Source organism: Pseudomonas sp. MAFF 730105 (assembly GCF_055380705.1).
The window spans coordinates 128,067-152,107 of record NZ_AP018438.1 but is presented as its reverse complement, the minus strand read 5'-3'; the positions used below and the strand labels follow the sequence as shown (position 1 = coordinate 152,107).

Genomic DNA, 24,041 nt, shown 5'->3' with positions numbered 1-24,041 from the left:
GCCTTCGCGAGCAGGCTCGCTCCCACATTAAGCTGCGTTGCCTAGGCTCACACCAATCCCTGTGGGAGCGAGCCTGCTCGCGAAGGCGTCGGCGGCCTCTACATCGAATGATCGGCCGGCAGCTGGATAACCCGCGTCGGCTCAAACGGCGCCAGGGGCGGCGGTTGCAGTTCCTTGCTCAGCACATGAAAGTGCGGCACGACATGGCTGATGTCACCCTCCTGGTTGTTATGGATGATTTTGGAGCCCGGCCGGCGCAGGGTGTCCAGGCGCTCGTCAGTCAGTTTGAAACTGTCGCTCAAACCCTGATCGTCGACGACCGGCGCTGGCAATCGACGCTGGGCGAAGCTTCGACTCTTGCGCTGCTGATAACGCGCCCAGGCAATCAGGATGACCGCGTTGACCAGTGCCACCCAACCGTAGATCTGCAACGTCCCGAGGGTGTCCAGCCACGTTCCGCCGAAGCGCGGCCCGGCGTGACTGTCGAACAGCGGCCAGAGCCCATTGACCAGCAGGTACAGCAGCCCAACCCATGCCAGCACCGTGAAGAACACATCGATGAGCACCAGAAAAGGCCTTTGCCGGGTCCTGATAATTTTCATCGGATCACTTCCTCTTCGTCATCACCAAACGGTTTGATACCCCGATCCGGGCTGACCCAGCGCGCACGCTTCTGATGCTGCCCGAACAAGACCTTCGGAAAACTCACCAGGGTGGTGAACAGGCTGATCAACCAGAACACCAACGGGTACCAGACCACCCAGAACATGATGTGCCACAGGCCTTTTTCATAACGGCGATCGATGAGGATGCTCACCGCGAATTGGACCAGGCACACCACCGCCAGCAACAGGCCGGTGAAGGCCGGCGGCATCAAATGATCGACCGCGATGGCCGCCGGCATCTCGACGAATTTACCCGCGCCCCAGAACACCACCGACAGCAGGAACGTGAACGCCCACCCCGTGGACAGGCAATATTCGAACAGCAGCGGCCACAGGTAGCGATGACGGTATTGCCAGATGCCGCGGATGTTCTTGAACAGCACCTCGGCACCACCCTGGGCCCAGCGCAGCCGTTGCCGCCACAGGCCGCGCAAGGTTTCGGGCATGAGGATCCAGCACAGCGCACGGGGTTCGTAGAAGATGCTCCAATGGTCCAGTTGCAGCTTCCAGCTGATGTCGATGTCTTCGGTGATCATGTCCGGGCTCCAGTAGCCGACCCTGTGCAGGGCCGTGCGACGGAAGGCGACGATCACGCCGGAGACGGTGAAGATCCGTCCAAAGACCCGCTGGGTGCGCTTGATCAGGCCGATGATCGAGGAGAACTCGCCGACCTGGACCCGACCCACCAATGTCGAGCGGGTACGGATACGCGGGTTGCCGGTCACGGCGCCAAGACGGGCATTCTCGAGCATCGGCGCCACCAAGTAGGCGCAGGTATTGGGCGCCAGCAGTGCGTCGCCATCAATGCACACCAGGTATTCGCTGCGAGCCGCAATGGCGCCCATGCGCAAAGCCACGGCCTTGCCCTGGTTTTCCGCCAGGTGCAGGATCCGCAGGCGCGGATCTTCCAGCGCCAATAGATCGAGAACCTGGCCGGTGTTGTCCTTGGAGCCATCGTTGATGGCGATGACTTCGATGTTCGGGTAATGCTGGCCCAGCGCCGCGTGAATGGTGTCGGCGACGTTGTCGCCCTCATTGAAGCAAGGCACCAGGATGCTGATCAGCGGCTCGCCGGCCAGGGCCGGCGGCAGGGTGTCGTCCTTCCACGGCCAGTGGCGCTCCCAGTGCAGCCAGAAATACAGGCCACCGGCGATCCACAGGCCGGACATGAACAGCGGGTAGAAGAACACGAAGTCCATCAGGAATTGCCCAGTGACCAGGAAGATCAGGCCCAGGGGCACTCCAAGGACGATCGCCAGCACCAGCAGAGCGAGCAGTCTGTCGAGCATGTCAAGGATTCCACTTGTTGGAGAGCGCCGGCCGCACGGTTTTCACCGCGGGCTGGTCTTCGATGAAGTTGTCCGGGTAGTAGCCGAAACTGGTCGCACCCTGGCGCTTGAGGCGCCCCATCCAGTCGGCCAGTTGTTCACCCCCGATATCGCTGGCCGGCTTGCTGTCCCAGTCACGGGCCTGCAATTCGAACACCGTGCGCTTGAGGGCACCGGGGCGGGCCTTGACGGTCTGGACCAGGCGCTCCAGCCATGGGCCGGACTGCGCGCGGGTCTGTTTCTCCATCAACGGCATGGCCATCGGTGCCGTCCAGTCATAAGCACCGAGGAAGTCGTCGAGGTTCTGGGCGAACCAGGCTTCGCTGTCGGGATTGAGCATCGGTTCGGCAAAAATATTGCGCGCCGTCAGCACCTGTGGACCACGAATCGCCCGGACCTTGGCGGTGAGCTCACGGGTGAAATCGATCAAGTAGCGGCTCTTGAAGCGGGTCCAGCGTTGCATCGCTGCCGGGTCTTCACGCAGGGCGGCGATGGACGTCGGCAGGCCATTGGCGGCGTAGACTTTCAGGGCCGCGGGACCGGCATCCTCGAAGTCGGAGAACACGGCGTCGTCGTGGTACAGAACCCCGTCCACTGAGCTCAACCGCGCCAGGTCTTCGTAGATTTCGCCGATGACTTTGCGCACGTTCGGATCGAACGGCGACAAGCGCACGTACTGGTCCGGGGCGATGCCAGTCCTGCCGGTTTCCGGATCCCAGCGCTGCACTCGCGGCAGCTTCGCATCCAGGGCAAAACTGAGCACCGGCATCCAGGCATAGACCTTGGCGTTGGCCCGTGTGCGCAACTGCCAGGCGACCCGGTCGAACAGATCGGCCCGTACCGGCAAGTGACGGTTGGGGAAGTACAGCGAACGCACCAAGCCATCGCCTTTTGGATCGGCGAAGGCCTGCAGGAATACCGTGTTGGCGCCCAGGTCATAGATGCGCTGGATCAACTTGCCGACGTTGGCTTCCTGCTGCACAGGGTCGGGGTCGTAAACGTAATCCAGGTCGACATGGACCACCCGCATCGGGTCGTTCGTCTGCACGGAAACAATGCTTTCGGCGAAATGCGCGCCATCCGGATCGGAGGCCACCAAAAACCGCGGCCCGCTCATCAGGTTACCGAGGCTGTCGAGGCCGTCCTCCAGGGTCAGGGCCATTTTATAACCCTCGCTGTCGATCACCTGCAGCGCGGTGCCATCGGCTTCCCCGTAAGGCCATACCCAGATTCGCGGACGGTAACCGGTGACCTTGCGGATTTTCTCGGAGATCGACGCCACGTCCTTGCGCAGGCGAGCCTGGAAATCGGCCTCGGTTTCATAGCGACCGGTGGCGGGATCGTAGCGCCGGGTAGTGGCCGCAGGTTGTTGGTTGCCTTGCGGGTTGGCGAGGATGCCTTTGTGATTGGCGTCGGTGTGGGCGGCGATCTCCACCAGACCCGATTTCGACACTTCACGAATCTGCTCCCAGGTCAGGAATTCGGAACGCTTGCGCGGCACCCCGGCGAAATCCACCGGTTGGTCCAGCGGCGTATCGATCCAACTGCCCACCGGCGCCAGGATCGCCGGCCAGTTATAGGCGCGCAGGATCGGCATTACGCGGGTGTAGAAACTCGCATAGCCGTCGTCGAAGCTCAGCAGCACCGCACGCGGCGGCAGCTCGGGGCCGCCTTTACGGGCGTTGATGATCTGGTCCACGGTCACCGGCTGGTAGTTGTTTTCCCGCAGCCACGCCAGTTGCTCGATCAGTCGTTCGGTACGCACGGCCACCAGCGCCTGGTCCGGATCGAGGTCCTCGACGTCGTGATAGGCGATGCCGAGCACATGGTTCTTCGGCCACGGCTCATCGTTGGCCGCCAGGGAACGTTGCGAGGGCGGCGTGAATGCCGGGGCCTGCTGGGCACACGCGCTGATCAGCAAGACCCCCAGCAGAAGGATGAATCGCGAAATGACAGGCATTTTCAAACTCTTCTAGAAACGGTAGGTGAGGTCGACAAGCAGGCGCAGATCGCTTTCACGATCGCCATCGTAAGGGCGGTTGAGCCAGCTCAGCGTGGCACCGGCCTCGAGCACGTCGTTCCAGAGGAAACGCTGGCCGTACCCGAGCAGTCCCATGGCGCCGGTGCCGTGGTCGCGCTGGCTGTAGCTGCCGGCACCGACCTGGAATTGCTGGCTCCATGCAGTTTCGTAACGGCGATGCAGCACATGGTTGGCCGTGAGGGTCGGCATCACGCCGAGGTCCGACTTGGGGTTGAAATAGGGCACTTCGTTGGAGCCACTGTTGCGGCTGGCCGCTACCTCCAGACCCAGCTCCAGTTGCAGGCGCGGGGTGCTGTAGAGACCTTCGCGGCCGGTCAGCAGGGTTTCGAGACGGTTGTTGCCATCGCTGAAGTGGGACGGGCTGACCGTCAATCGCCATTCGCGGCTTTCATGGGCTCGCCAGCGGATGAAACCGCTGCCGCCATTGGCGCGAATGCCGCTGTTGAGGGCACGCAGCGGCGTGTTGGCCGAGAGGTAATCCAGGCTGCCGCCGTACTGCCAGTGATCATCGATATCCCGGGCCAACGCCACGCGCGCGCCCTGTTTGTCACCGGAGCCGTAGGCATGGTTGGAGACTTCCGCTTCCAGGGTCATGTCACGGCTGCGACGCTCCACACCCAGGCGCTGCCAGCGATGATGGCCGGTGCCTTCCTCGAAGTCGCCCGTGGCATAGCCGACGCCGCCGAACAGCCGCCAGTCCTCGTCGATGGGTGGGCTATAGAGCAACGTTTCGACACCGAAGTCCCGACTGCCGGTCACCGCACCGGCATCGCCGTTGCCGCCGCCATAACTTTTACCGGTGTAGGCCTCGATGCGCAGTTCAGCCATGTCGTGCACATCGCGCAGGCGTTGCAAGCGTTTGACGTGGGCGTTTTCCGGGTAACGAGCAACAACATCGTCGGTCAGGACATCCAACTGCCGCCATTCCTGCAAATCCATGGCAGCGCGGGCCTGGGCGATTTCCAGGTCCCGGTTGCGCGGGGTGGTTGCCTCGACTTCCTTGAGCAGGTTTTCCGAACGGCGCGGCCAATCCCGGGCCTGATACAGATCAGCCTGGGCCAGCCGCAGGCCGATATTGCCGGGTCCTTGATTGACCAGGGTTTCCAGGCGCGCCTCCGCGGTAGGCAGATCGGCACCATAGGTCCCGGACTGGGCGGCGAGCAGTTGAGCATCCATCCATTCGTCGTTGGGGTTGCCGATTGGCAAGCCCTTGAGCTCGACTCGTGGATGCTGGGACTTCGCCAGGTCCTCGGCCAAGGCACGGGCTTCTTCGGATCTTTCGCTTTCCAGCAGCGCGTAATAGAGGGCGGTACTGTCTTCAAAGCGATCCGCGGCATCGGCGTCCGGTGCGCTCAGTACCCGTCGGTACAGGTCGACGGCGATCTCCGGCTCACGCTGCTCCAGGTAGGAGGACGCCACCCAGCGCAAGGCGTAGGTGGGAATACTCACGCCTTCGGCGATCAACTTCTGGTACTCGGCAATCACTTCCGCCCGACGCGCCCGGGCGTTGAGCGCACCCATGCGGTCGATTCGCCAGCGAAGCACGTCATCATGGGCTTCGGGCACCGGCGTCCAGGTGGCGAGCAACTTATCGTAATCGGCCAGGGCACGATCGGCGATGACGAAGCGGTCCTTTTCGCTGCGACTGGCCATGTCCGCCAAGCGAACCCGCTCGGCCGCCACGTCGCCTTCCAGCCGCCGTTGCACGCCGCGGTCAATCAGACCCGGCTGAAGACGGGCCAGCCGCAATGCCGGCTCCGGCAGGCGTGCACGCTGCAGGGCATTGATGTATTCCCCGGCGATTTCGGGCCTGCTGCCAGCGTGCGAGAGCGCCTGGTCGTATTCGAACAGCGCTCCGTGAGGGTTACCGGCGCGGGTCAAGGCATAGCCCAAGGCCATCCGACGCGTCGGGTCTTCAGGCTTCGCGGCGACCATGGCCCTTGCGCGAGCGACGGCCTCATCGGGCTTGCCGGCATCGGCCTGGGTCAAGGCCAGGCCGAGTTGCAGGTCAGGATTCTGGGGTTCGATCAGCAGCGCCTGGCGGTACAGCTCGGCGGCCGAATCCCAACGCCTGAGATTGCGGTAGGCACGAGCCGTTGCGCTCAGCGCCTGGACTGGCAGGTTGCGGTGGCGCCCCTGAGTTTCATAGACCTGCACCACTTCAGTATCGAGGCCGGCCCAACTGGCAATCTGCAGATAATCACTGGTCTGGGCGGCACTGGCCTGTCCGGCCGGTACCCGACGCAACAGGGTCAACGCAGGCGTGTAATGGCCGGCACGGGCGTCGAGCACCATCTGGTCATAGGTGGTATCGGCGAATGCGAAGGCCGGCCAGCACAACTGGCTGCACAACACGACGCCAAACAACGGGCGCAAACCGCATTGAATAAGAGGACCCACAGTACGCGGCATTCGTCAGCATCCTTACATGGCCAGCCGGGTCGCAGTGCCCCCTTGCCCATCAAACAGGAAGCCGGATCAAAGAAATCCAGCCAAGCTCTAATGGGCCTAGTCTTGCATCGCGGGGCGCTGCATTTTTGAGAACGCCACAATTCTTCAGAATCGATACAGATTCGGCTCCTATCGAAAGGCGAAAAAAAACCGGCCCGTGCGCAAGGCACGGACCGGTTCCAGATGTTGCTAAACGCTGTTACTGAACGGCGACGCCGCCACCCACTTGATTCATCACAAACGTGGTGAATTCTTCGACCGTCATTTTCTTACCGTTGAAATCAACCTGATTATTGGCATAACGCAGCTTGGTCACCACATCGTTGCCTTCCAGGGTCGCCAGCTGCGTACCCACTGCCATGGCGCTGAACATATCGCTGGTGGCGAGGGCCTGATCCGCGATCAGTTTGGCGTCAGTCTGACCTTCCATCTGGGCTTGCACGGTCGCCAGGTCCACCAGCATCGGCTTGGACACTTTCACGTTGAATTCCAGCAGGGCGAGCAACTGACGACCCAGCTCATCAGGCGGCAGGTCCATCGATTGCGGCTTGGCCAGATCGACGACCAGGCTCGCACGGCTTTCACCGCTGGCGGTACTGAACGACAGATTCTCCAACGCGATCTGCGGGCCAGCGGCCAGGAGTTTTTCCAGGTCGGCCTTGACCTTCGCCTCTTCGGCCTCGGTCAGGTTCAGTTCCGGAGCGGGCTCGCCAGCTTCAGCGGCTTCGGCGGCGGCTTTTTCATAGGGTTGCAACTTGGCCTGATAAACCTGCATCAGCGACATGGTGGCGGGAATGTCGAGGTTCTTCGCACTGATTGCCATCTGCGCGGCACCAATGGTCTTATCGTTGAACGACAACTCACCGATCTTGTAATCGGCACGCCCCGAAGCGCTGGTGCCGCTTTCGGTGCTGCTGTTTTTCATCTCGATATTCTTCAGGCCCACCACCGACTTCTGCTCACCGAAGCTGGCCTTGAGGTTGCTCAGAATCAGGGCGTTATCGCCCATGTAATAGCCGTAGGTGCTCTTGCTCAGGTTGCTGGCAAGGGTCAGGCCATTCAGTTCAACCAGTACCGGGCTCTGATCCTCCGCGACGCTGGTCAGCTTGAGGCTGTCCATGTAGCCGTCCGCCTTGATCTTCTGTGCCTGGGCATTGGCGGCCAGGTCGAGTTTCAGGCCGGAGAAGACGACCTGGGACTGCTCATCCAGCTTGGCGTCCAGCGGCAGCAATTCCAGCGTGCCGTTGACCGATTGGTCGTAACCCAGGTTGAACACACCTTTGACCGGCGACTTGTCCTTGGCGGCGGCGAACCATTTTTCGGTCAGCGGGGTCCGTTCGATTTCGGCATGACTGGTGGCCATGACCGGCAGCCACTTGAGGGTCATCAGACGGGAAAAAGGCAGCGGACCGTGTTCGATGTTGTCCACGACCAGCAGCTCCACCGCTTCGCCACCGAACATATCGCCTTCACCCTTGAGACGATAATGAGCGGTGCTGCTGAAGATCCCACGATCCAGCGAAACCAGTTCGATGGAGGACGAGCTGTTGGAGCCGGCCAAGGCAGTCACCATCTGCTTGTTACTTTCGGCAATGGCAGTTTGCAGCACGCCCTCAAGCTTGGTCCCGGTGTACCAGGCGCCGCCCGCACTGATAGCTCCGATCGCTACAACGATTCCCAAGAGTACGCTTGCTGATTTATTCATAAGTGACCCGATCGATATCCATGGTTGAAAAAGCCGTCGTCTTCCCTGACCCGCGAAGGGTATGGCTTGACGCCGTAAAGAGGGGGGGAGATTACCATCAGGCACCCTTGGGGGCCCAATGTTTAAAGGGGATAAAGCAAATTCTTGAGAGGTGGTCTACGAATATTGGACTTCAATTTCGTCCAGTTGATGGTCGAAAGTCCTGAGCCGCGCTGTCCAGGTGTACACCAGCACCTCGAAATCGCGGTTGATGACCGCCGCGCCCGATGACTCTGCACGAGGGTCGCAGAAATCCAACTGATAACGTTCACGGGCCATGGCATTGGCCACATCGCATAGCTCACGGGCATTGCTCAGCCAATGCCAGCCGTCCTGGGCGATTTGTTTGTCCAGAGCGGCACATTGGATTTTCAGGGCTTCGAGACTTTTTTCCAGCGGAGTGCCTGTGAGTTCACCCATGACCTCTTGGAAGGTACGACCAGGCTGCCAGTAGCTGCCCCAGAAATAACGATCGAACACCGTTTCGACGCGTCTTAATGCGACCTTGGTGTCCCAGATCAGCACCAGGGTCTTGCCCTGTCCCAGGTGTTTCTTCTTGATGCGTTGCCCTTGCAGCGACGCCCAGGCAACGATGGCGATGGATATCACGCCGATCAGCGCAGATGCACTGTCCAGGAATATCAGCGCTTTTTCGATCTGGTGAGTCAGCATGACGCCATAGAAATAAGTGGCCGAAAGCAGCACCAACGCCGCGATGGCGCACCAGAAACCGGGAACATAAGGGTTTTTCATTATTGGAATCCCCATGACCAGTGACGCATTGACGTCGCGGACTCTTTTTTTGCCAGTCCCCGACTCTCACAGCATAGCAACGGCCCCACGGTTTGCCGGGGTGTCGGCAGTAATCAGGGGCACGATCCGATTACCGGCCCAAAACGACAAAACCCCTGTCTGCGTCAGCAGACAGGGGTTCTGGGAATTCAATCTTGACGATGACCTACTCTCACATGGGGAAACCCCACACTACCATCGGCGATGCATCGTTTCACTGCTGAGTTCGGGATGGGATCAGGTGGTTCCAACGCTCTATGGTCGTCAAGAAATTCTGTGACCAGCCCGTTCAACAGCAACGTGCCGGCGAAAATCGATAACTTCTACTAAAACAAAACCCCTACCTGCATCAGCAGATAGGGGTTTCGGAATTTAATCTTGACGATGACCTACTCTCACATGGGGAAACCCCACACTACCATCGGCGATGCATCGTTTCACTTCTGAGTTCGGGATGGGATCAGGTGGTTCCAACGCTCTATGGTCGTCAAGAAATTCGGTAGCCAGCGCGTGCCTTGCGGTCACGTTCCAGCGAATGGGTATGCGATAGTTTGTGTGTTGCTGCTGAGTCAGTCCGAACTTTCGGTTCGTTTCGTCTTCACACACCGCAATCTGGTGCCCTTTCAGGTCAGCAAATTGCTTGGGTGTTATATGGTCAAGCCTCACGGGCAATTAGTACAGGTTAGCTCAACGCCTCACAGCGCTTACACACCCTGCCTATCAACGTCGTAGTCTTCGACGGCCCTTCAGGGAGCTCAAGGCTCCAGTGAGATCTCATCTTGAGGCAAGTTTCCCGCTTAGATGCTTTCAGCGGTTATCTTTTCCGAACATAGCTACCCGGCAATGCCACTGGCGTGACAACCGGAACACCAGAGGTTCGTCCACTCCGGTCCTCTCGTACTAGGAGCAGCCCCTCTCAAATCTCAAACGTCCACGGCAGATAGGGACCGAACTGTCTCACGACGTTCTAAACCCAGCTCGCGTACCACTTTAAATGGCGAACAGCCATACCCTTGGGACCGGCTTCAGCCCCAGGATGTGATGAGCCGACATCGAGGTGCCAAACACCGCCGTCGATATGAACTCTTGGGCGGTATCAGCCTGTTATCCCCGGAGTACCTTTTATCCGTTGAGCGATGGCCCTTCCATACAGAACCACCGGATCACTAAGACCTACTTTCGTACCTGCTCGACGTGTCTGTCTCGCAGTCAAGCGCGCTTTTGCCTTTATACTCTACGACCGATTTCCGACCGGTCTGAGCGCACCTTCGTACTCCTCCGTTACTCTTTAGGAGGAGACCGCCCCAGTCAAACTACCCACCATACACTGTCCTCGATCCGGATAACGGACCTGAGTTAGAACCTCAAAGTTGCCAGGGTGGTATTTCAAGGATGGCTCCACGCAGACTGGCGTCCACGCTTCAAAGCCTCCCACCTATCCTACACAAGCAAATTCAAAGTCCAGTGCAAAGCTATAGTAAAGGTTCACGGGGTCTTTCCGTCTAGCCGCGGATACACTGCATCTTCACAGCGATTTCAATTTCACTGAGTCTCGGGTGGAGACAGCGCCGCCATCGTTACGCCATTCGTGCAGGTCGGAACTTACCCGACAAGGAATTTCGCTACCTTAGGACCGTTATAGTTACGGCCGCCGTTTACCGGGGCTTCGATCAAGAGCTTCGCGTTAGCTAACCCCATCAATTAACCTTCCGGCACCGGGCAGGCGTCACACCCTATACGTCCACTTTCGTGTTTGCAGAGTGCTGTGTTTTTAATAAACAGTCGCAGCGGCCTGGTATCTTCGACCGGCGTGGGCTTACGCAGCAAGTGCTTCACCCTCACCGGCGCACCTTCTCCCGAAGTTACGGTGCCATTTTGCCTAGTTCCTTCACCCGAGTTCTCTCAAGCGCCTTGGTATTCTCTACCCAACCACCTGTGTCGGTTTGGGGTACGGTTCCTGGTTATCTGAAGCTTAGAAGCTTTTCTTGGAAGCATGGCATCAACCACTTCGTCACCCAAAGGGTAACTCGTCATCAGCTCTCGGCCTTAAGATCCCGGATTTACCTAAGATCTCAGCCTACCACCTTAAACTTGGACAACCAACGCCAAGCTGGCCTAGCCTTCTCCGTCCCTCCATCGCAATAACCAGAAGTACAGGAATATTAACCTGTTTTCCATCGACTACGCTTTTCAGCCTCGCCTTAGGGACCGACTAACCCTGCGTCGATTAACGTTGCGCAGGAAACCTTGGTCTTTCGGCGTGGGTGTTTTTCACACCCATTGTCGTTACTCATGTCAGCATTCGCACTTCTGATACCTCCAGCAAGCTTCTCAACTCACCTTCACAGGCTTACAGAACGCTCCTCTACCGCATCACTTACGTGATACCCGTAGCTTCGGTGTATGGTTTGAGCCCCGTTACATCTTCCGCGCAGGCCGACTCGACTAGTGAGCTATTACGCTTTCTTTAAAGGGTGGCTGCTTCTAAGCCAACCTCCTAGCTGTCTAAGCCTTCCCACATCGTTTCCCACTTAACCATAACTTTGGGACCTTAGCTGACGGTCTGGGTTGTTTCCCTTTTCACGACGGACGTTAGCACCCGCCGTGTGTCTCCCATGCTCGGCACTTGTAGGTATTCGGAGTTTGCATCGGTTTGGTAAGTCGGGATGACCCCCTAGCCGAAACAGTGCTCTACCCCCTACAGTGATACATGAGGCGCTACCTAAATAGCTTTCGAGGAGAACCAGCTATCTCCGAGCTTGATTAGCCTTTCACTCCGATCCACAGGTCATCCGCTAACTTTTCAACGGTAGTCGGTTCGGTCCTCCAGTCAGTGTTACCTAACCTTCAACCTGCCCATGGATAGATCGCCCGGTTTCGGGTCTATTCCCAGCGACTAGACGCCCTATTAAGACTCGCTTTCGCTACGCCTCCCCTATTCGGTTAAGCTCGCCACTGAAAATAAGTCGCTGACCCATTATACAAAAGGTACGCAGTCACAGAACAAAGTCTGCTCCCACTGCTTGTACGCATACGGTTTCAGGATCTATTTCACTCCCCTCTCCGGGGTTCTTTTCGCCTTTCCCTCACGGTACTAGTTCACTATCGGTCAGTCAGTAGTATTTAGCCTTGGAGGATGGTCCCCCCATATTCAGACAAAGTTTCTCGTGCTCCGTCCTACTCGATTTCACTTCTAAGATCCTTTCGCGTACAGGGCTATCACCCACTATGGCCGCACTTTCCAGAGCGTTCCGCTAAAATCAAAGAAGCTTAAGGGCTAGTCCCCGTTCGCTCGCCACTACTAAGGGAATCTCGGTTGATTTCTTTTCCTCAGGGTACTTAGATGTTTCAGTTCCCCTGGTTCGCCTCTTGCACCTATGTATTCAGTGCAAGATAACCATCTTGTGATGGCTGGGTTCCCCCATTCAGACATCTCCGGATCAAAGTCTGTTTGCCGACTCCCCGAAGCTTTTCGCAGGCTACCACGTCTTTCATCGCCTCTGACTGCCAAGGCATCCACCGTATGCGCTTCTTCACTTGACCATATAACCCCAAGCAATCTGGTTATACTGTGAAGACGACATTCGCCGAAAATTCGATCTTGCTCATGCGAGCAACTCACAAATTTTACCTTAGCCTGAACAACACCAGTGAAAGTGCCATTCAGTCTATCTTTCTATCACATACCCAAATTTTTAAAGAACGATCTAATCAAAAGACTAGAAATCAACATTCATCATCGTCTTGATGGAATGCTCATTTCTAAGCTTTAAACGAGGGTCACCAATCGGTAAATGGTGGAGCCAAGCGGGATCGAACCGCTGACCTCCTGCGTGCAAGGCAGGCGCTCTCCCAGCTGAGCTATGGCCCCGTATCGCTACAGGGTACACCAGTAATTGGTGGGTCTGGGCAGATTCGAACTGCCGACCTCACCCTTATCAGGGGTGCGCTCTAACCAACTGAGCTACAGACCCAATCGTCTTCTTCAATGAATCAAGCAATTCGTGTGGGAGCTCATGGAGCAGCTGCCGTCGTCGATTAAGGAGGTGATCCAGCCGCAGGTTCCCCTACGGCTACCTTGTTACGACTTCACCCCAGTCATGAATCACACCGTGGTAACCGTCCCCCGAAGGTTAGACTAGCTACTTCTGGTGCAACCCACTCCCATGGTGTGACGGGCGGTGTGTACAAGGCCCGGGAACGTATTCACCGCGACATTCTGATTCGCGATTACTAGCGATTCCGACTTCACGCAGTCGAGTTGCAGACTGCGATCCGGACTACGATCGGTTTTATGGGATTAGCTCCACCTCGCGGCTTGGCAACCCTCTGTACCGACCATTGTAGCACGTGTGTAGCCCAGGCCGTAAGGGCCATGATGACTTGACGTCATCCCCACCTTCCTCCGGTTTGTCACCGGCAGTCTCCTTAGAGTGCCCACCATAACGTGCTGGTAACTAAGGACAAGGGTTGCGCTCGTTACGGGACTTAACCCAACATCTCACGACACGAGCTGACGACAGCCATGCAGCACCTGTCTCAATGTTCCCGAAGGCACCAATCCATCTCTGGAAAGTTCATTGGATGTCAAGGCCTGGTAAGGTTCTTCGCGTTGCTTCGAATTAAACCACATGCTCCACCGCTTGTGCGGGCCCCCGTCAATTCATTTGAGTTTTAACCTTGCGGCCGTACTCCCCAGGCGGTCAACTTAATGCGTTAGCTGCGCCACTAAGAGCTCAAGGCTCCCAACGGCTAGTTGACATCGTTTACGGCGTGGACTACCAGGGTATCTAATCCTGTTTGCTCCCCACGCTTTCGCACCTCAGTGTCAGTATCAGTCCAGGTGGTCGCCTTCGCCACTGGTGTTCCTTCCTATATCTACGCATTTCACCGCTACACAGGAAATTCCACCACCCTCTACCATACTCTAGCTCGACAGTTTTGAATGCAGTTCCCAGGTTGAGCCCGGGGCTTTCACATCCAACTTAACGAACCACCTACGCGCGCTTTACGCCCAGTAATTCCGATTAACGCTTGCACCCTCTGTATTACCGCGGCTGCTGGCACAGAGTTAGCCGGTGCTTATTCTGTCGGTAACGTCAAAACCATCACGTATTAGGTAATGGCCCTTCCTCCCAACTTAAAGTGCTTTACAATCCGAAGACCTTCTTCACACACGCGGCATGGCTGGATCAGGCTTTCGCCCATTGTCCAATATTCCCCACTGCTGCCTCCCGTAGGAGTCTGGACCGTGTCTCAGTTCCAGTGTGACTGATCATCCTCTCAGACCAGTTACGGATCGTCGCCTTGGTGAGCCATTACCTCACCAACTAGCTAATCCGACCTAGGCTCATCTGATAGCGCAAGGCCCGAAGGTCCCCTGCTTTCTCCCGTAGGACGTATGCGGTATTAGCGTCCGTTTCCGAGCGTTATCCCCCACTACCAGGCAGATTCCTAGGCATTACTCACCCGTCCGCCGCTCTCAAGAGGTGCAAGCACCTCTCTACCGCTCGACTTGCATGTGTTAGGCCTGCCGCCAGCGTTCAATCTGAGCCATGATCAAACTCTTCAGTTCAAACATCTTTGGGTTTTGAGAAAACCCTAAACTTGGCTCAACAATCGTTGGTTACATCTTTGATTTCTCGCGGAGTAACTTGTGATGCTGATAATCTGTTGACTAGCAGTCTGACTCCACAAGCACCCACACGAATTGCTTGATTCAGTTGTTAAAGAGCGGTGGGTCGAGCCTTTCGTCTCAACCGAGGCGCGCATTCTACAGCGCCCCGTGTATCTGTCAAGCGATTATTTTGGAAGTTTTCAAAGTTTTGCTTTTCAAAACCTCAACAACTTCAACCACTTGCGCTTCCGATCTCTCGTTAGCGGGAGGCGAATTCTACAGCGTTAGTCGCTGCTGTCAACACCTCTTTTTCACCGCTTTCGACCGAGAAGATCGAACCGTCAACGGGGCCAAACAACACGCCCTGCCGACTCCTTCCGGACTTCGATGAACTGAAGCCCTGCGCCATCTTAAATCGTCTAACTCATTGAAACTCAAGGAGTTTTCAGTTTCGACTGCGCCGGAAGTGGGGCGAATTATAGAGACTCAGAATCTGCCGTCAACCCTTAATTTCGCTTTTCTATCAATACGTTGCGACACACCCGATAAAACGCCGTCTACACCCGCCAAAAGCCTCCCCTCTATATAGAAGAAAGCTTCAAATGACTCCGTCCTCCTTAAAAGCAGTTACAGCCGCTTCATCCAAGCCAAGCACACGCTGCAACACCTCCAGCGTGTGTTCCCCCAACAACGGAGGCGCACGACGATATTCCACGGGCGTCTTGGACAAGCGAATCGGGCTGGCTACCTGGGGCACCTTACCGGCCAACGCGTGAGGCAACTCCATTGCCAGTCCGCGAGCCCGCACCTGCGGATCGGCAAACACCTGCTCCAGATCGTTGATCGGTCCGCAGGGCACTCCGGCCTGCTCCAACTGGACCACCCATTCAGCAGTGGTCTTGAACACCGTCGCCTGGCGAATCAACGGGATCAGTACCGCTCGGTTCGCCACCCGCTGCTTGTTCGTTACAAAACGAGGATCATCAGCCCACTGCGGTTGACCAGCGACTTCAGCAAACTTGCGGAACTGGCCGTCGTTACCCACGGTAAGAATGAAGTCGCCATCAGCCGTAGGAAAATCCTGATAAGGCACGATATTGGGGTGAGCGTTGCCCAATCGTTTCGGCGCATTGCCTGTCGTCAGGTAGTTCATCGCCTGGTTGGCCAGGCAAGCCACTTGAACGTCCAGCAATGCCATGTCGATGTGCTGACCGTCACCGGTCTGGTCGCGGTGAGCCAGTGCCGCCAGGATTGCAGCAGTCGAATAGAGTCCCGTGAGGATATCCGTCAGTGCCACCCCGACCTTCACCGGCCCGGCCCCCTCATCGCCCTCGGGCCGACCGGTGAGACTCATCAGCCCCCCCAGGCCCTGGATCATGAAGTCATAACCGGCGCGCTTTGCATAAGGACCGGTCTGGCCAAACCCGGTGATCGAGCAATAGATCAACCGCGGGTTGATCGCCTTCAGCGAGTCGTAGTCCAGGCCATAGGCTGCAAGCCCACCGACCTTGAAGTTCTCGATCAGGATGTCGGACTTGGCTGCCAGCTCCCGCACCAGGTTCTGCCCCTCGGGTCGGGTGAAGTCGATGGTGACCGACTGCTTGTTACGATTGGCCGATAAGTAATAAGCCGCCTCGGTCGTATTTTCGCCCCGCCCATCCTTCAGGAAGGGCGGCCCCCAGGCACGCGTGTCGTCGCCATTGCCCGGGCGCTCGACCTTGATAACCTCCGCCCCCAGGTCCGCCAGGATCTGGCCGGCCCACGGCCCGGCCAGGACTCTCGATAAATCCAGTACCCGCAGGTGCGAAAGCGCGCCCATGGCCGTTCTCCTATTAATAGAACGCCTGGATACCGGTTTGCGCGCGACCGAGGATCAGCGCATGAACGTCGTGTGTCCCTTCATAAGTGTTCACCACTTCAAGGTTCACCAGATGACGGGCAATGCCGAACTCATCGGAGATGCCATTGCCACCCAGCATGTCCCGCGCCATACGCGCGATATCCAGGGATTTGCCGCAGGAGTTACGCTTCATGATCGAGGTGATCTCCACCGCCGCCGTGCCTTCATCTTTCATACGCCCCAGACGCAGGCATCCTTGCAGGGCGAGGGTGATTTCAGTCTGCATATCGGCCAGTTTCTTCTGGATCAACTGGTTGGCCGCCAAGGGACGACCAAACTGCTGGCGATCCAGGGTGTATTGACGAGCGGTGTGCCAGCAGAACTCCGCGGCGCCCAAGGCGCCCCAGGAAATGCCGTAGCGTGCCGAGTTCAGGCAGGTAAACGGACCTTTCAGACCACGCACATCCGGGAAGATGTTCTCTTCCGGAACAAACACGTTGTCCATGACGATCTCGCCGGTAATGGAAGCCCGCAGCCCGACCTTGCCATGGATGGCCGGCGCGCTCAGGCCCTTCCAGCCTTTCTCCAGTACAAAACCGCGGATATCACCGGCGTCGTCCTTGCCCCACACGACAAACACATCGGCAATCGGACTGTTGGTGATCCACATCTTACTGCCCGTCAGGCTGTAGCCGCCTTCGACTTTGCGCGCACGAGTGATCATCGCGCCCGGGTCGGAACCATGGTTCGGCTCGGTCAGACCGAAGCAACCGATCCACTCACCGGAGGCCAGCTTCGGCAGGTACTTCTGCTTCTGGGCCTCGGTGCCAAACTCGTTGATAGGCACCATGACCAGCGAAGATTGCACACTCATCATCGAGCGGTAGCCGGAGTCGACCCGCTCTACTTCACGAGCGATCAGGCCATAGCTGACGTAGTTCAAACCACTGCCGCCGTACTGCTCCGGAATGGTGGCGCCCAGCAGTCCCACTTCCCCCATCTCACGAAAGATCGCCGGGTCGGTTTTTTCATGACGGAACGCTTCCAGCACCCGGGGCGCAAGCTTCTGCTGGGCGAACTGCTGGGCAGTGTCGCGGATCATGCGCTCTTCTTCGGTGAGTTGCTGGTCCAGCAACAATGGATCGATCCAGTTGAAGCTCGCTTTACCGGCCATGAAAAAATCCTCGCCAATCAAATGAAAAGTCGTGGATTGATCCTAGGCGCGCTTTCCTACGAGGGCAAACGACGATTACGCATGTGCTTGTGCTAATTTCTCACTCCGTAAACGCCAAAAGCCCTGTTTATGCCGCCGACCAGTGAGGTCTCCGTACATGCGTAGAAAGATACCCAGCACCGCCGCACTGATCAGCTTCGAAGCCGCCGCACGCCATGAGAGCTTCACCAAGGCCGCGCAGGAGCTTTCGCTCACCCAAGGGGCGATCTGCCGACAGATCGCCAGCCTGGAGGATTTTCTCAGCGTGGAGTTGTTCCGACGTTCGCGGCGCGGCGTCAAACTGACTGAAGCCGGCCTGTCCTATAGCCGCCGGGTTGCCACCCAGTTGGACGCCGTCGAGCGCGATACGCTCTCGGTGATGGGGCACACCGGCGCGAACGTGATTGAGCTGGCCGTGGTTCCCACGTTTGGGACCCAATGGCTGTTACCGCGCCTGAAGGATTTCCAGAAGCAACATCCGGAAGTCACCGTCAACCTGACCAATCGCACGCGCCCCTTTCTGTTTGCGGACACGGACTTTGACGCCGCCATCTATTTTGGCGACGCCGACTGGTCCGGCACCGAATCCCACAAACTCATGGGTGAAAATCCCATGCCAGTCTGTAGCCCCGCGCTATTGGGCGACCGCAGCAACCTGACACCGCAAGCCATTGCCGAGTTACCCCTGCTGCAGCAAACCACCCGTCCATATGCCTGGCGCCAGTGGTTCAACGCGCAGGACCTCAATGTTGCCCGCGACCTGACAGGCCCGCGTTATGAACTATTCTCCATGCTTGCCCAGGCCGCCATGCACGACATGGGAATAGCCTTGATTCCGCCCTTCCTGATCCAGCGGGAGCTGGCGGAAAAACGCTTGGTCGTTGCCAACAGCAACGCGCTATCGAGCATCAAGGCCTATTACCTGATGATCCCGGAACGAAAGGTCGAATCTGCATCGCTGCGAGCTTTTCGTGATTGGCTGGTAGGCCAGGCCAGAGGCTACGTGCCTGATTAATAAGGAAATCAGTCATGACTGACTCCGGTAGTAAGCTAATAAAAAGCGCTACAGATATAAGTTTTTGTCGCAATCAGTCAATCTGTTCAGAAATCAGTACAGTAGTCTCAGAAGCGTTCAAATACGTGGCTTTGAGCCATATCGCCCCGCTCATTACGGCTCATTCATCTGGCCGATGGGAAAATTTATCAATTTGAGCCTGAATCCTTGAAAGGCACGGCCTACAGGGGATATGACCCGATGATTGCGACATTCGGTCACAGGGTGACTTGTAGTTAATTTTTCGTCACCCGTCATAATCCCTTGAAGGGTTGTATTTTCGCCTGCAAAATGCCGCGCCCCGCCTGATTCGGCGGGATCGTGCTGATCCGCCGCCCCAGTCGCACCATCCGAAGTGCATGGGTTTACTCAATAAGATCACGCAGGAGATTTGACGTGCACATTGGTGTTCCTCTCGAAACCCAGACGGGTGAAACACGGGTTGCTGCTACCCCGGAAACCATCAAGAAGCTGATCGGCCAAGGTCATAAAGTCACTGTTCAAAGCGGCGCGGGTCTCAAGGCCAGCGTTATCGACAGTGCCTATGAGGCCGCAGGCGCGACCATTGGCAGCGCCAGCGAGGCGTTCGGGGCCGAACTGATCCTCAAGGTGGTTGCTCCCAGCGATAGCGAACTGACGCTGATCAAGAGCGGCACCGTTCTGGTGGGCATGCTCAATCCGTTCAACAACGAAACCATCGCCAAGCTGGCCGAGTGCGGCATCACCGCGTTCGCCCTCGAAGCAGCGCCGCGCACCTCCCGCGCCCAGAGCTTGGATGTGCTGTCGTCCCAAGCCAACATCGCCGGCTATAAGGCCGTGCTGCTGGCCGCGCACTACTACCCTCGCTTCATGCCAATGCTGATGACGGCGGCAGGCACCGTGAAAGCGGCGCGCGTGCTGATTCTCGGTGCGGGCGTGGCCGGGTTGCAGGCGATTGCCACGGCTAAACGCCTGGGCGCGGTGATCGAAGCTTCGGACGTGCGTCCGGCGGTGAAGGAACAGATCGAATCCCTTGGTGCCAAGTTCGTCGACGTGCCTTATGAAACCGACGAAGAACGCGAATGCGCCGTCGGTGTCGGCGGCTACGCTCGCCCCATGCCCGCAAGCTGGATGCAACGCCAGGCCCAGGCTGTGCACGAACGCGCCAAGCAGGCTGACATCGTCATCACTACCGCGCTGATCCCCGGCCGCAAGGCACCGACCTTGCTGAGCGCCGAAACCGTGGCACAGATGAAACCCGGCTCGGTGGTCATTGACCTCGCGGCAGCCCAGGGTGGCAACTGCCCGCTGACCGTGGCCGATCAGGTGGTTGTCGAGAACGGCGTGACCATCGTCGGCCCGACCAACCTGGCCGGTGAAGTCGCAGCCGACGCTTCGGCACTGTATGCCCGTAACCTGCTGGACTTCCTGAAGCTGGTCTTCACCAAGGAAGGTCAGTTCGACGTGAACCTGGAAGACGACATCGTCGCCGCGTGCCTGATGTGCCGCGACGGCCAGGTCATCCGCAAAAACGCCTAAGCAGGGATTCAGACAATGGAAGAGCTTATCTCCCCCGGTATCTACAACCTGATCATCTTCGTGCTGGCGATTTATGTCGGTTACCACGTGGTCTGGAACGTAACGCCTGCACTGCACACCCCCTTGATGGCCGTGACCAACGCCATTTCGGCGATCGTGATCGTCGGCGCGATGCTCGCCGCCGCGCTGACCGTGACACCGCTGGGCAAGACCATGGGCACCCTGGCTGTGGCCCTGGCCGCGGTCAACGTATTCGGTGGCTTCCTGGTGACGCGCCGCATGCTTGAGATGTTCAAGAAAAAAGCCCCGAAAGCAAAAGAAGAGGCGCCCAAGTAATGAGCATGAACCTGGTAACGACGCTGTACCTGATCGCGTCGATCTGTTTCATCCAGGCCCTCAAGGGCCTGTCGCACCCGACTACATCCCGTCGCGGCAATCTGTTCGGCATGCTCGGCATGGCGCTGGCGATCGCCACGACCGTGGGCCTCATCTATAAGCTGGGGGCCGAGCTTGCAACCGCGGGCATCGGCTATGTCATCGTCGGTCTGCTGATCGGCGGCACCGCAGGCTCGATCATGGCCAAACGCGTCGAGATGACCAAGATGCCGGAGCTGGTGGCGTTCATGCACAGCATGATCGGCCTGGCGGCCGTGTTCATCGCCATCGCCGCCGTCGTCGAGCCGCAATCCCTGGGCATCGTCAAGCAACTGGGCGACTCGATTCCGGCCGGTAACCGCCTGGAGCTGTTCCTCGGTGCGGCGATCGGTGCAATCACTTTCTCCGGTTCGGTGATCGCCTTCGGCAAACTGTCCGGCAAGTACAAGTTCCGCCTGTTCCAAGGCGCGCCGGTGCAGTTCGGCGGCCAGCACAAGCTCAACCTGATCCTGGGCCTGGCCACACTGGGACTGGGCGTAACGTTCATGGTCACGGGCAACTTCAGCGCATTTGCCCTGATGCTGGCCCTGGCATTCGTGCTGGGCGTGCTGATCATCATCCCCATCGGCGGTGCGGACATGCCGGTGGTGGTGTCGATGCTCAACAGCTATTCGGGCTGGGCTGCGGCCGGTATCGGTTTCTCGCTGAACAACTCGATGCTGATCATCGCCGGCTCCCTGGTGGGCTCAAGCGGTGCGATCCTCTCGTACATCATGTGCAAGGCGATGAACCGTTCGTTCTTCAACGTGCTGCTGGGCGGCTTCGGCAACAGCGCCGATGCGGCAGGTCCGGCCGGCTCGAAAGAAGCGCGTCCGGTGAAATCCGGCTCGGCGGATGACGCAACGTTCCTGCTGACCAACGCCGATACCGTGATCATCGTGCCGGGCTATGGCCTGGCGGTGGCCCGGGCGCAGCATGCCTTGAAAGAGCTGACCGAGAAGCTGACTCACCATGGCGTGACCGTGAAGTACGCGATCCACCCCGTGGCCGGTCGCATGCCCGGGCACATGAACGTGTTGCTGGCCGAGGCTGAAGTGCCATACGACCAGGTGTTCGAGATGGAGGACATCAACTCCGAGTTCGGCCAGGCCGACGTGGTCCTGGTGCTCGGCGCCAACGACGTGGTCAACCCGGCGGCGAAGAACGATCCGAAATCGCCGATTGCCGGCATGCCGATCCTCGAGGCCTTCAAGGCCAAGACCATCATCGTCAACAAGCGCTCCATGGCCAGCGGCTATGCCGGCCTGGACAACGAGCTGTTCTATCTGGACAAGACCATGATGGTGTTCGGTGACGCCAAGAAAGTCATCGAAGACATGGTCAAAGCCGTGGAATAACGCTCTCTGCTTCACTGAAACGCCCCGACTTGTCGGGGCGTTTTGATTTGTATCAAGGCCCGATGTTACCGATCCGGTAATGATGTTTTGCCTGAAACCCTCGTAATAGACGCCTAAAATGCGACTTTGGTCGCGGGTCGGGTACCGCGCGAATTCACTAGACTGCGCATCCATGCTCCCAGCCCGAGAAAACACTTCATGTACCGTGACCGCATTCGCCTGCCTTCCTTGCTGGATAAAGTGATGAGCGCTGCCGACGCAGCGTTGTTGATCGAGGACGGCATGACCGTCGGCATGAGCGGCTTCACCCGCGCCGGTGAAGCGAAAGCAGTCCCCCACGCCCTGGCCGAGCGCGCCAAGGTCAGCCCGCTGAAAATCAGCCTGATGACCGGCGCAAGCCTGGGTAACGACCTCGACAAGGAGCTCACTCAAGCCGGCGTGCTGGCGCGGCGTATGCCGTTCCAGGTCGACAGCACGTTGCGCAAGGCGATCAACGCAGGTGAAGTGATGTTCATCGACCAGCATCTTTCGGAAACCGTAGAGCAGCTGCGCAACGCCCAGCTCAAGCTGCCTGATATTGCCGTGATCGAAGCCGTCGCCATCACTGAGCAAGGCCACATCGTCCCGACCACGTCAGTGGGTAACTCCGCCAGTTTTGCCATCTTCGCCCGGCAAGTAATCGTTGAAATCAACCTGGCCCACAACCCGGACCTGGAAGGGCTGCACGACATCTATATCCCAACCTATCGCCCAACCCGCACACCGATTCCCCTGGTGAAGGTCGACGACCGTATCGGCAGTACCGCCATCCCGATCCCGCCGGAGAAAATCGCTGCCATTGTCATCACCGATCAGGGCGACTCGCCGTCGACCGTCACACCACCGGACAGCGACACCCAGGCCATTGCCGATCACTTGATCGATTTCTTCAAGCGCGAAGTCGCGGCCGGGCGCATGACCAACAAGCTTGGCCCGCTGCAGGCCGGTATCGGTAACATCGCCAACGCCGTGATGTGCGGGCTGATCGATTCGCCCTTCGAAGAGCTGACCATGTACTCCGAAGTCCTGCAGGACTCCACGTTCGACCTGATCGACGCCGGCAAACTGAGCTTCGCCTCAGGCAGCTCCATTACGCTGTCGAGCCGGCGCAATGCCGATGTGTTCGCCAACCTGGAGAAGTACAAGGACAAACTGGTCCTGCGACCACAGGAGATTTCCAATCATCCTGAAATAGTCCGCCGCCTGGGCATCATCGGCATCAATACCGCCCTGGAGTTCGACCTGTATGGCAACGTCAACTCCACCCATGTCTGCGGGACACGGATGATGAATGGCATCGGCGGCTCGGGAGACTTCGCCCGCAACGCGCACCTGGCGATTTTCGTGACCAAGTCGATTGCCAAGGCAGGCGCCATCTCCAGCGTCGTCCCCATGGTCAGCCACGTGGACCACACCGAGCATGATGTCGACATCCTGGTTACCGAGGTCGGCTTGGCCGACCTGCGAGGCCTGGCACCGCGGGAACGGGCGCGAGTGATCATCGACCACTGTGTGCATCCGACTTATCGCCAGGCCTTGAACGAGTATTTTGAAGCGGCATGCGCCTTGGGTGGACATACGCCTCACATCCTTCGCGATGCACTGAGTTGGCACCAGAACCTGGAAGAAACCGGACGCATGTTGGCCGTTTGATACAGCTGGATCGGCGCTACGGCACATACAGTTTTCGTCAATCAAAGCTTTTCTGCGACTACCGACAAAAACTGTACTGCTGTACCGGTGTTTTTCTAGAGGTTTTTAATGCTCTACACCCAAACCCAACCTAAAACGCACCATAAATGTGCAGACAGGTACAGTTGCCTCAATATGGACCAGTACACCGTCCTTTAACAGTTAACTGGTCGCGCACAATACTAGAGAACTGTATCTACAGAGTCTGGCCAAACGAGAGGATCATGGGCACCAGTTAAAGTTAAACCACTACCTAATCCCGCCATAAGCGGAAG

13 protein-coding genes, 2 tRNA genes and 4 rRNA genes are annotated in these 24,041 nt (G+C 58.1%); 5 read left to right on the top strand and 14 right to left on the bottom strand.

Annotation, left to right across the window (positions count from 1 at the left end):
• Positions 1-98: 98 nt before the first annotated feature.
• The 14 genes from pgaD to PCOSP_RS00660 form a co-directional block, all read right to left on the bottom strand.
• Complete coding sequence (pgaD, locus tag PCOSP_RS00725) at positions 99-602, bottom strand: poly-beta-1,6-N-acetyl-D-glucosamine biosynthesis protein PgaD (RefSeq protein ID WP_139650256.1); 504 nt, start codon at positions 600-602, stop codon at positions 99-101.
• A complete protein-coding gene (gene pgaC / locus PCOSP_RS00720; protein ID WP_175386601.1) occupies positions 599-1,954 on the bottom strand; it encodes a poly-beta-1,6-N-acetyl-D-glucosamine synthase in 1,356 nt (451 codons plus the stop codon). The genes pgaD and pgaC overlap by 4 nt, the downstream gene beginning before the upstream one ends.
• Position 1,955: 1 nt before the next feature.
• Complete coding sequence (pgaB, locus tag PCOSP_RS00715; RefSeq protein ID WP_464710077.1) at positions 1,956-3,953, bottom strand: poly-beta-1,6-N-acetyl-D-glucosamine N-deacetylase PgaB; 1,998 nt, start codon at positions 3,951-3,953, stop codon at positions 1,956-1,958.
• A 12-nt stretch (positions 3,954-3,965) separates the two neighbouring features.
• Positions 3,966-6,446, bottom strand: coding sequence for a poly-beta-1,6 N-acetyl-D-glucosamine export porin PgaA (gene pgaA / locus PCOSP_RS00710; protein ID WP_464710075.1), 2,481 nt, complete (start codon positions 6,444-6,446; stop codon positions 3,966-3,968).
• Positions 6,447-6,684: 238 nt separating this feature from the next.
• Positions 6,685-8,190, bottom strand: a complete 1,506-nt coding sequence (locus tag PCOSP_RS00705; protein ID WP_464710074.1) for a YdgA family protein — start codon at positions 8,188-8,190, stop codon at positions 6,685-6,687.
• A 156-nt stretch (positions 8,191-8,346) separates the two neighbouring features.
• Positions 8,347-8,982 (bottom strand): NADH:ubiquinone oxidoreductase subunit N, encoded by a 636-nt coding sequence (locus tag PCOSP_RS00700; protein ID WP_139650247.1) that lies wholly within the window; start codon positions 8,980-8,982, stop codon positions 8,347-8,349.
• A gap of 192 nt (positions 8,983-9,174) precedes the next feature.
• Positions 9,175-9,290: ribosomal RNA gene (gene rrf / locus PCOSP_RS00695) — 5S ribosomal RNA — on the bottom strand.
• Between the two features lie 107 nt (positions 9,291-9,397).
• Positions 9,398-9,513, bottom strand: a 5S ribosomal RNA gene (gene rrf / locus PCOSP_RS00690).
• 159 nt (positions 9,514-9,672) lie between these two features.
• Positions 9,673-12,564 (bottom strand): 23S ribosomal RNA (locus tag PCOSP_RS00685).
• Between the two features lie 252 nt (positions 12,565-12,816).
• Positions 12,817-12,892 (bottom strand) — tRNA-Ala (locus tag PCOSP_RS00680).
• A 26-nt stretch (positions 12,893-12,918) separates the two neighbouring features.
• A tRNA-Ile gene (locus tag PCOSP_RS00675) sits at positions 12,919-12,995 on the bottom strand.
• 65 nt (positions 12,996-13,060) lie between these two features.
• A 16S ribosomal RNA gene (locus PCOSP_RS00670) occupies positions 13,061-14,596 on the bottom strand.
• The 16S, 23S and 5S rRNA genes sit together here with 2 tRNA genes alongside, the layout of an rRNA operon.
• 640 nt (positions 14,597-15,236) lie before the next feature.
• A complete protein-coding gene (locus PCOSP_RS00665; protein WP_464710073.1) occupies positions 15,237-16,457 on the bottom strand; it encodes a CaiB/BaiF CoA transferase family protein in 1,221 nt (406 codons plus the stop codon).
• Positions 16,458-16,470: 13 nt separating this feature from the next.
• The gene (locus PCOSP_RS00660; protein ID WP_175385340.1) at positions 16,471-17,652 is read right to left on the bottom strand and encodes an acyl-CoA dehydrogenase; all 1,182 of its coding nucleotides are present in this window, start codon (positions 17,650-17,652) and stop codon (positions 16,471-16,473) included.
• 157 nt (positions 17,653-17,809) lie between these two features.
• On the opposite strand from PCOSP_RS00660, the gene PCOSP_RS00655 reads away from it, so the two are divergent.
• The 5 genes from PCOSP_RS00655 (at position 17,810) to PCOSP_RS00635 (ending at position 23,727) form a co-directional block, all read left to right on the top strand.
• Complete coding sequence (locus PCOSP_RS00655) at positions 17,810-18,706, top strand: LysR family transcriptional regulator (RefSeq protein WP_175362210.1); 897 nt, start codon at positions 17,810-17,812, stop codon at positions 18,704-18,706.
• Positions 18,707-19,141: 435 nt separating this feature from the next.
• Positions 19,142-20,263 (top strand): Re/Si-specific NAD(P)(+) transhydrogenase subunit alpha, encoded by a 1,122-nt coding sequence (locus PCOSP_RS00650; protein ID WP_139641623.1) that lies wholly within the window; start codon positions 19,142-19,144, stop codon positions 20,261-20,263.
• 15 nt (positions 20,264-20,278) lie between these two features.
• Complete coding sequence (locus tag PCOSP_RS00645; RefSeq protein WP_003220416.1) at positions 20,279-20,599, top strand: NAD(P) transhydrogenase subunit alpha part 2; 321 nt, start codon at positions 20,279-20,281, stop codon at positions 20,597-20,599.
• Positions 20,599-22,035, top strand: coding sequence for an NAD(P)(+) transhydrogenase (Re/Si-specific) subunit beta (locus tag PCOSP_RS00640; protein WP_139641621.1), 1,437 nt, complete (start codon positions 20,599-20,601; stop codon positions 22,033-22,035). Before PCOSP_RS00645 ends, PCOSP_RS00640 begins: the two co-directional genes overlap by 1 nt.
• 198 nt (positions 22,036-22,233) lie before the next feature.
• The gene (locus PCOSP_RS00635) at positions 22,234-23,727 is read left to right on the top strand and encodes an acetyl-CoA hydrolase/transferase family protein (protein ID WP_175362211.1); all 1,494 of its coding nucleotides are present in this window, start codon (positions 22,234-22,236) and stop codon (positions 23,725-23,727) included.
• The last annotated feature ends 314 nt before the right edge of the window (positions 23,728-24,041 follow it).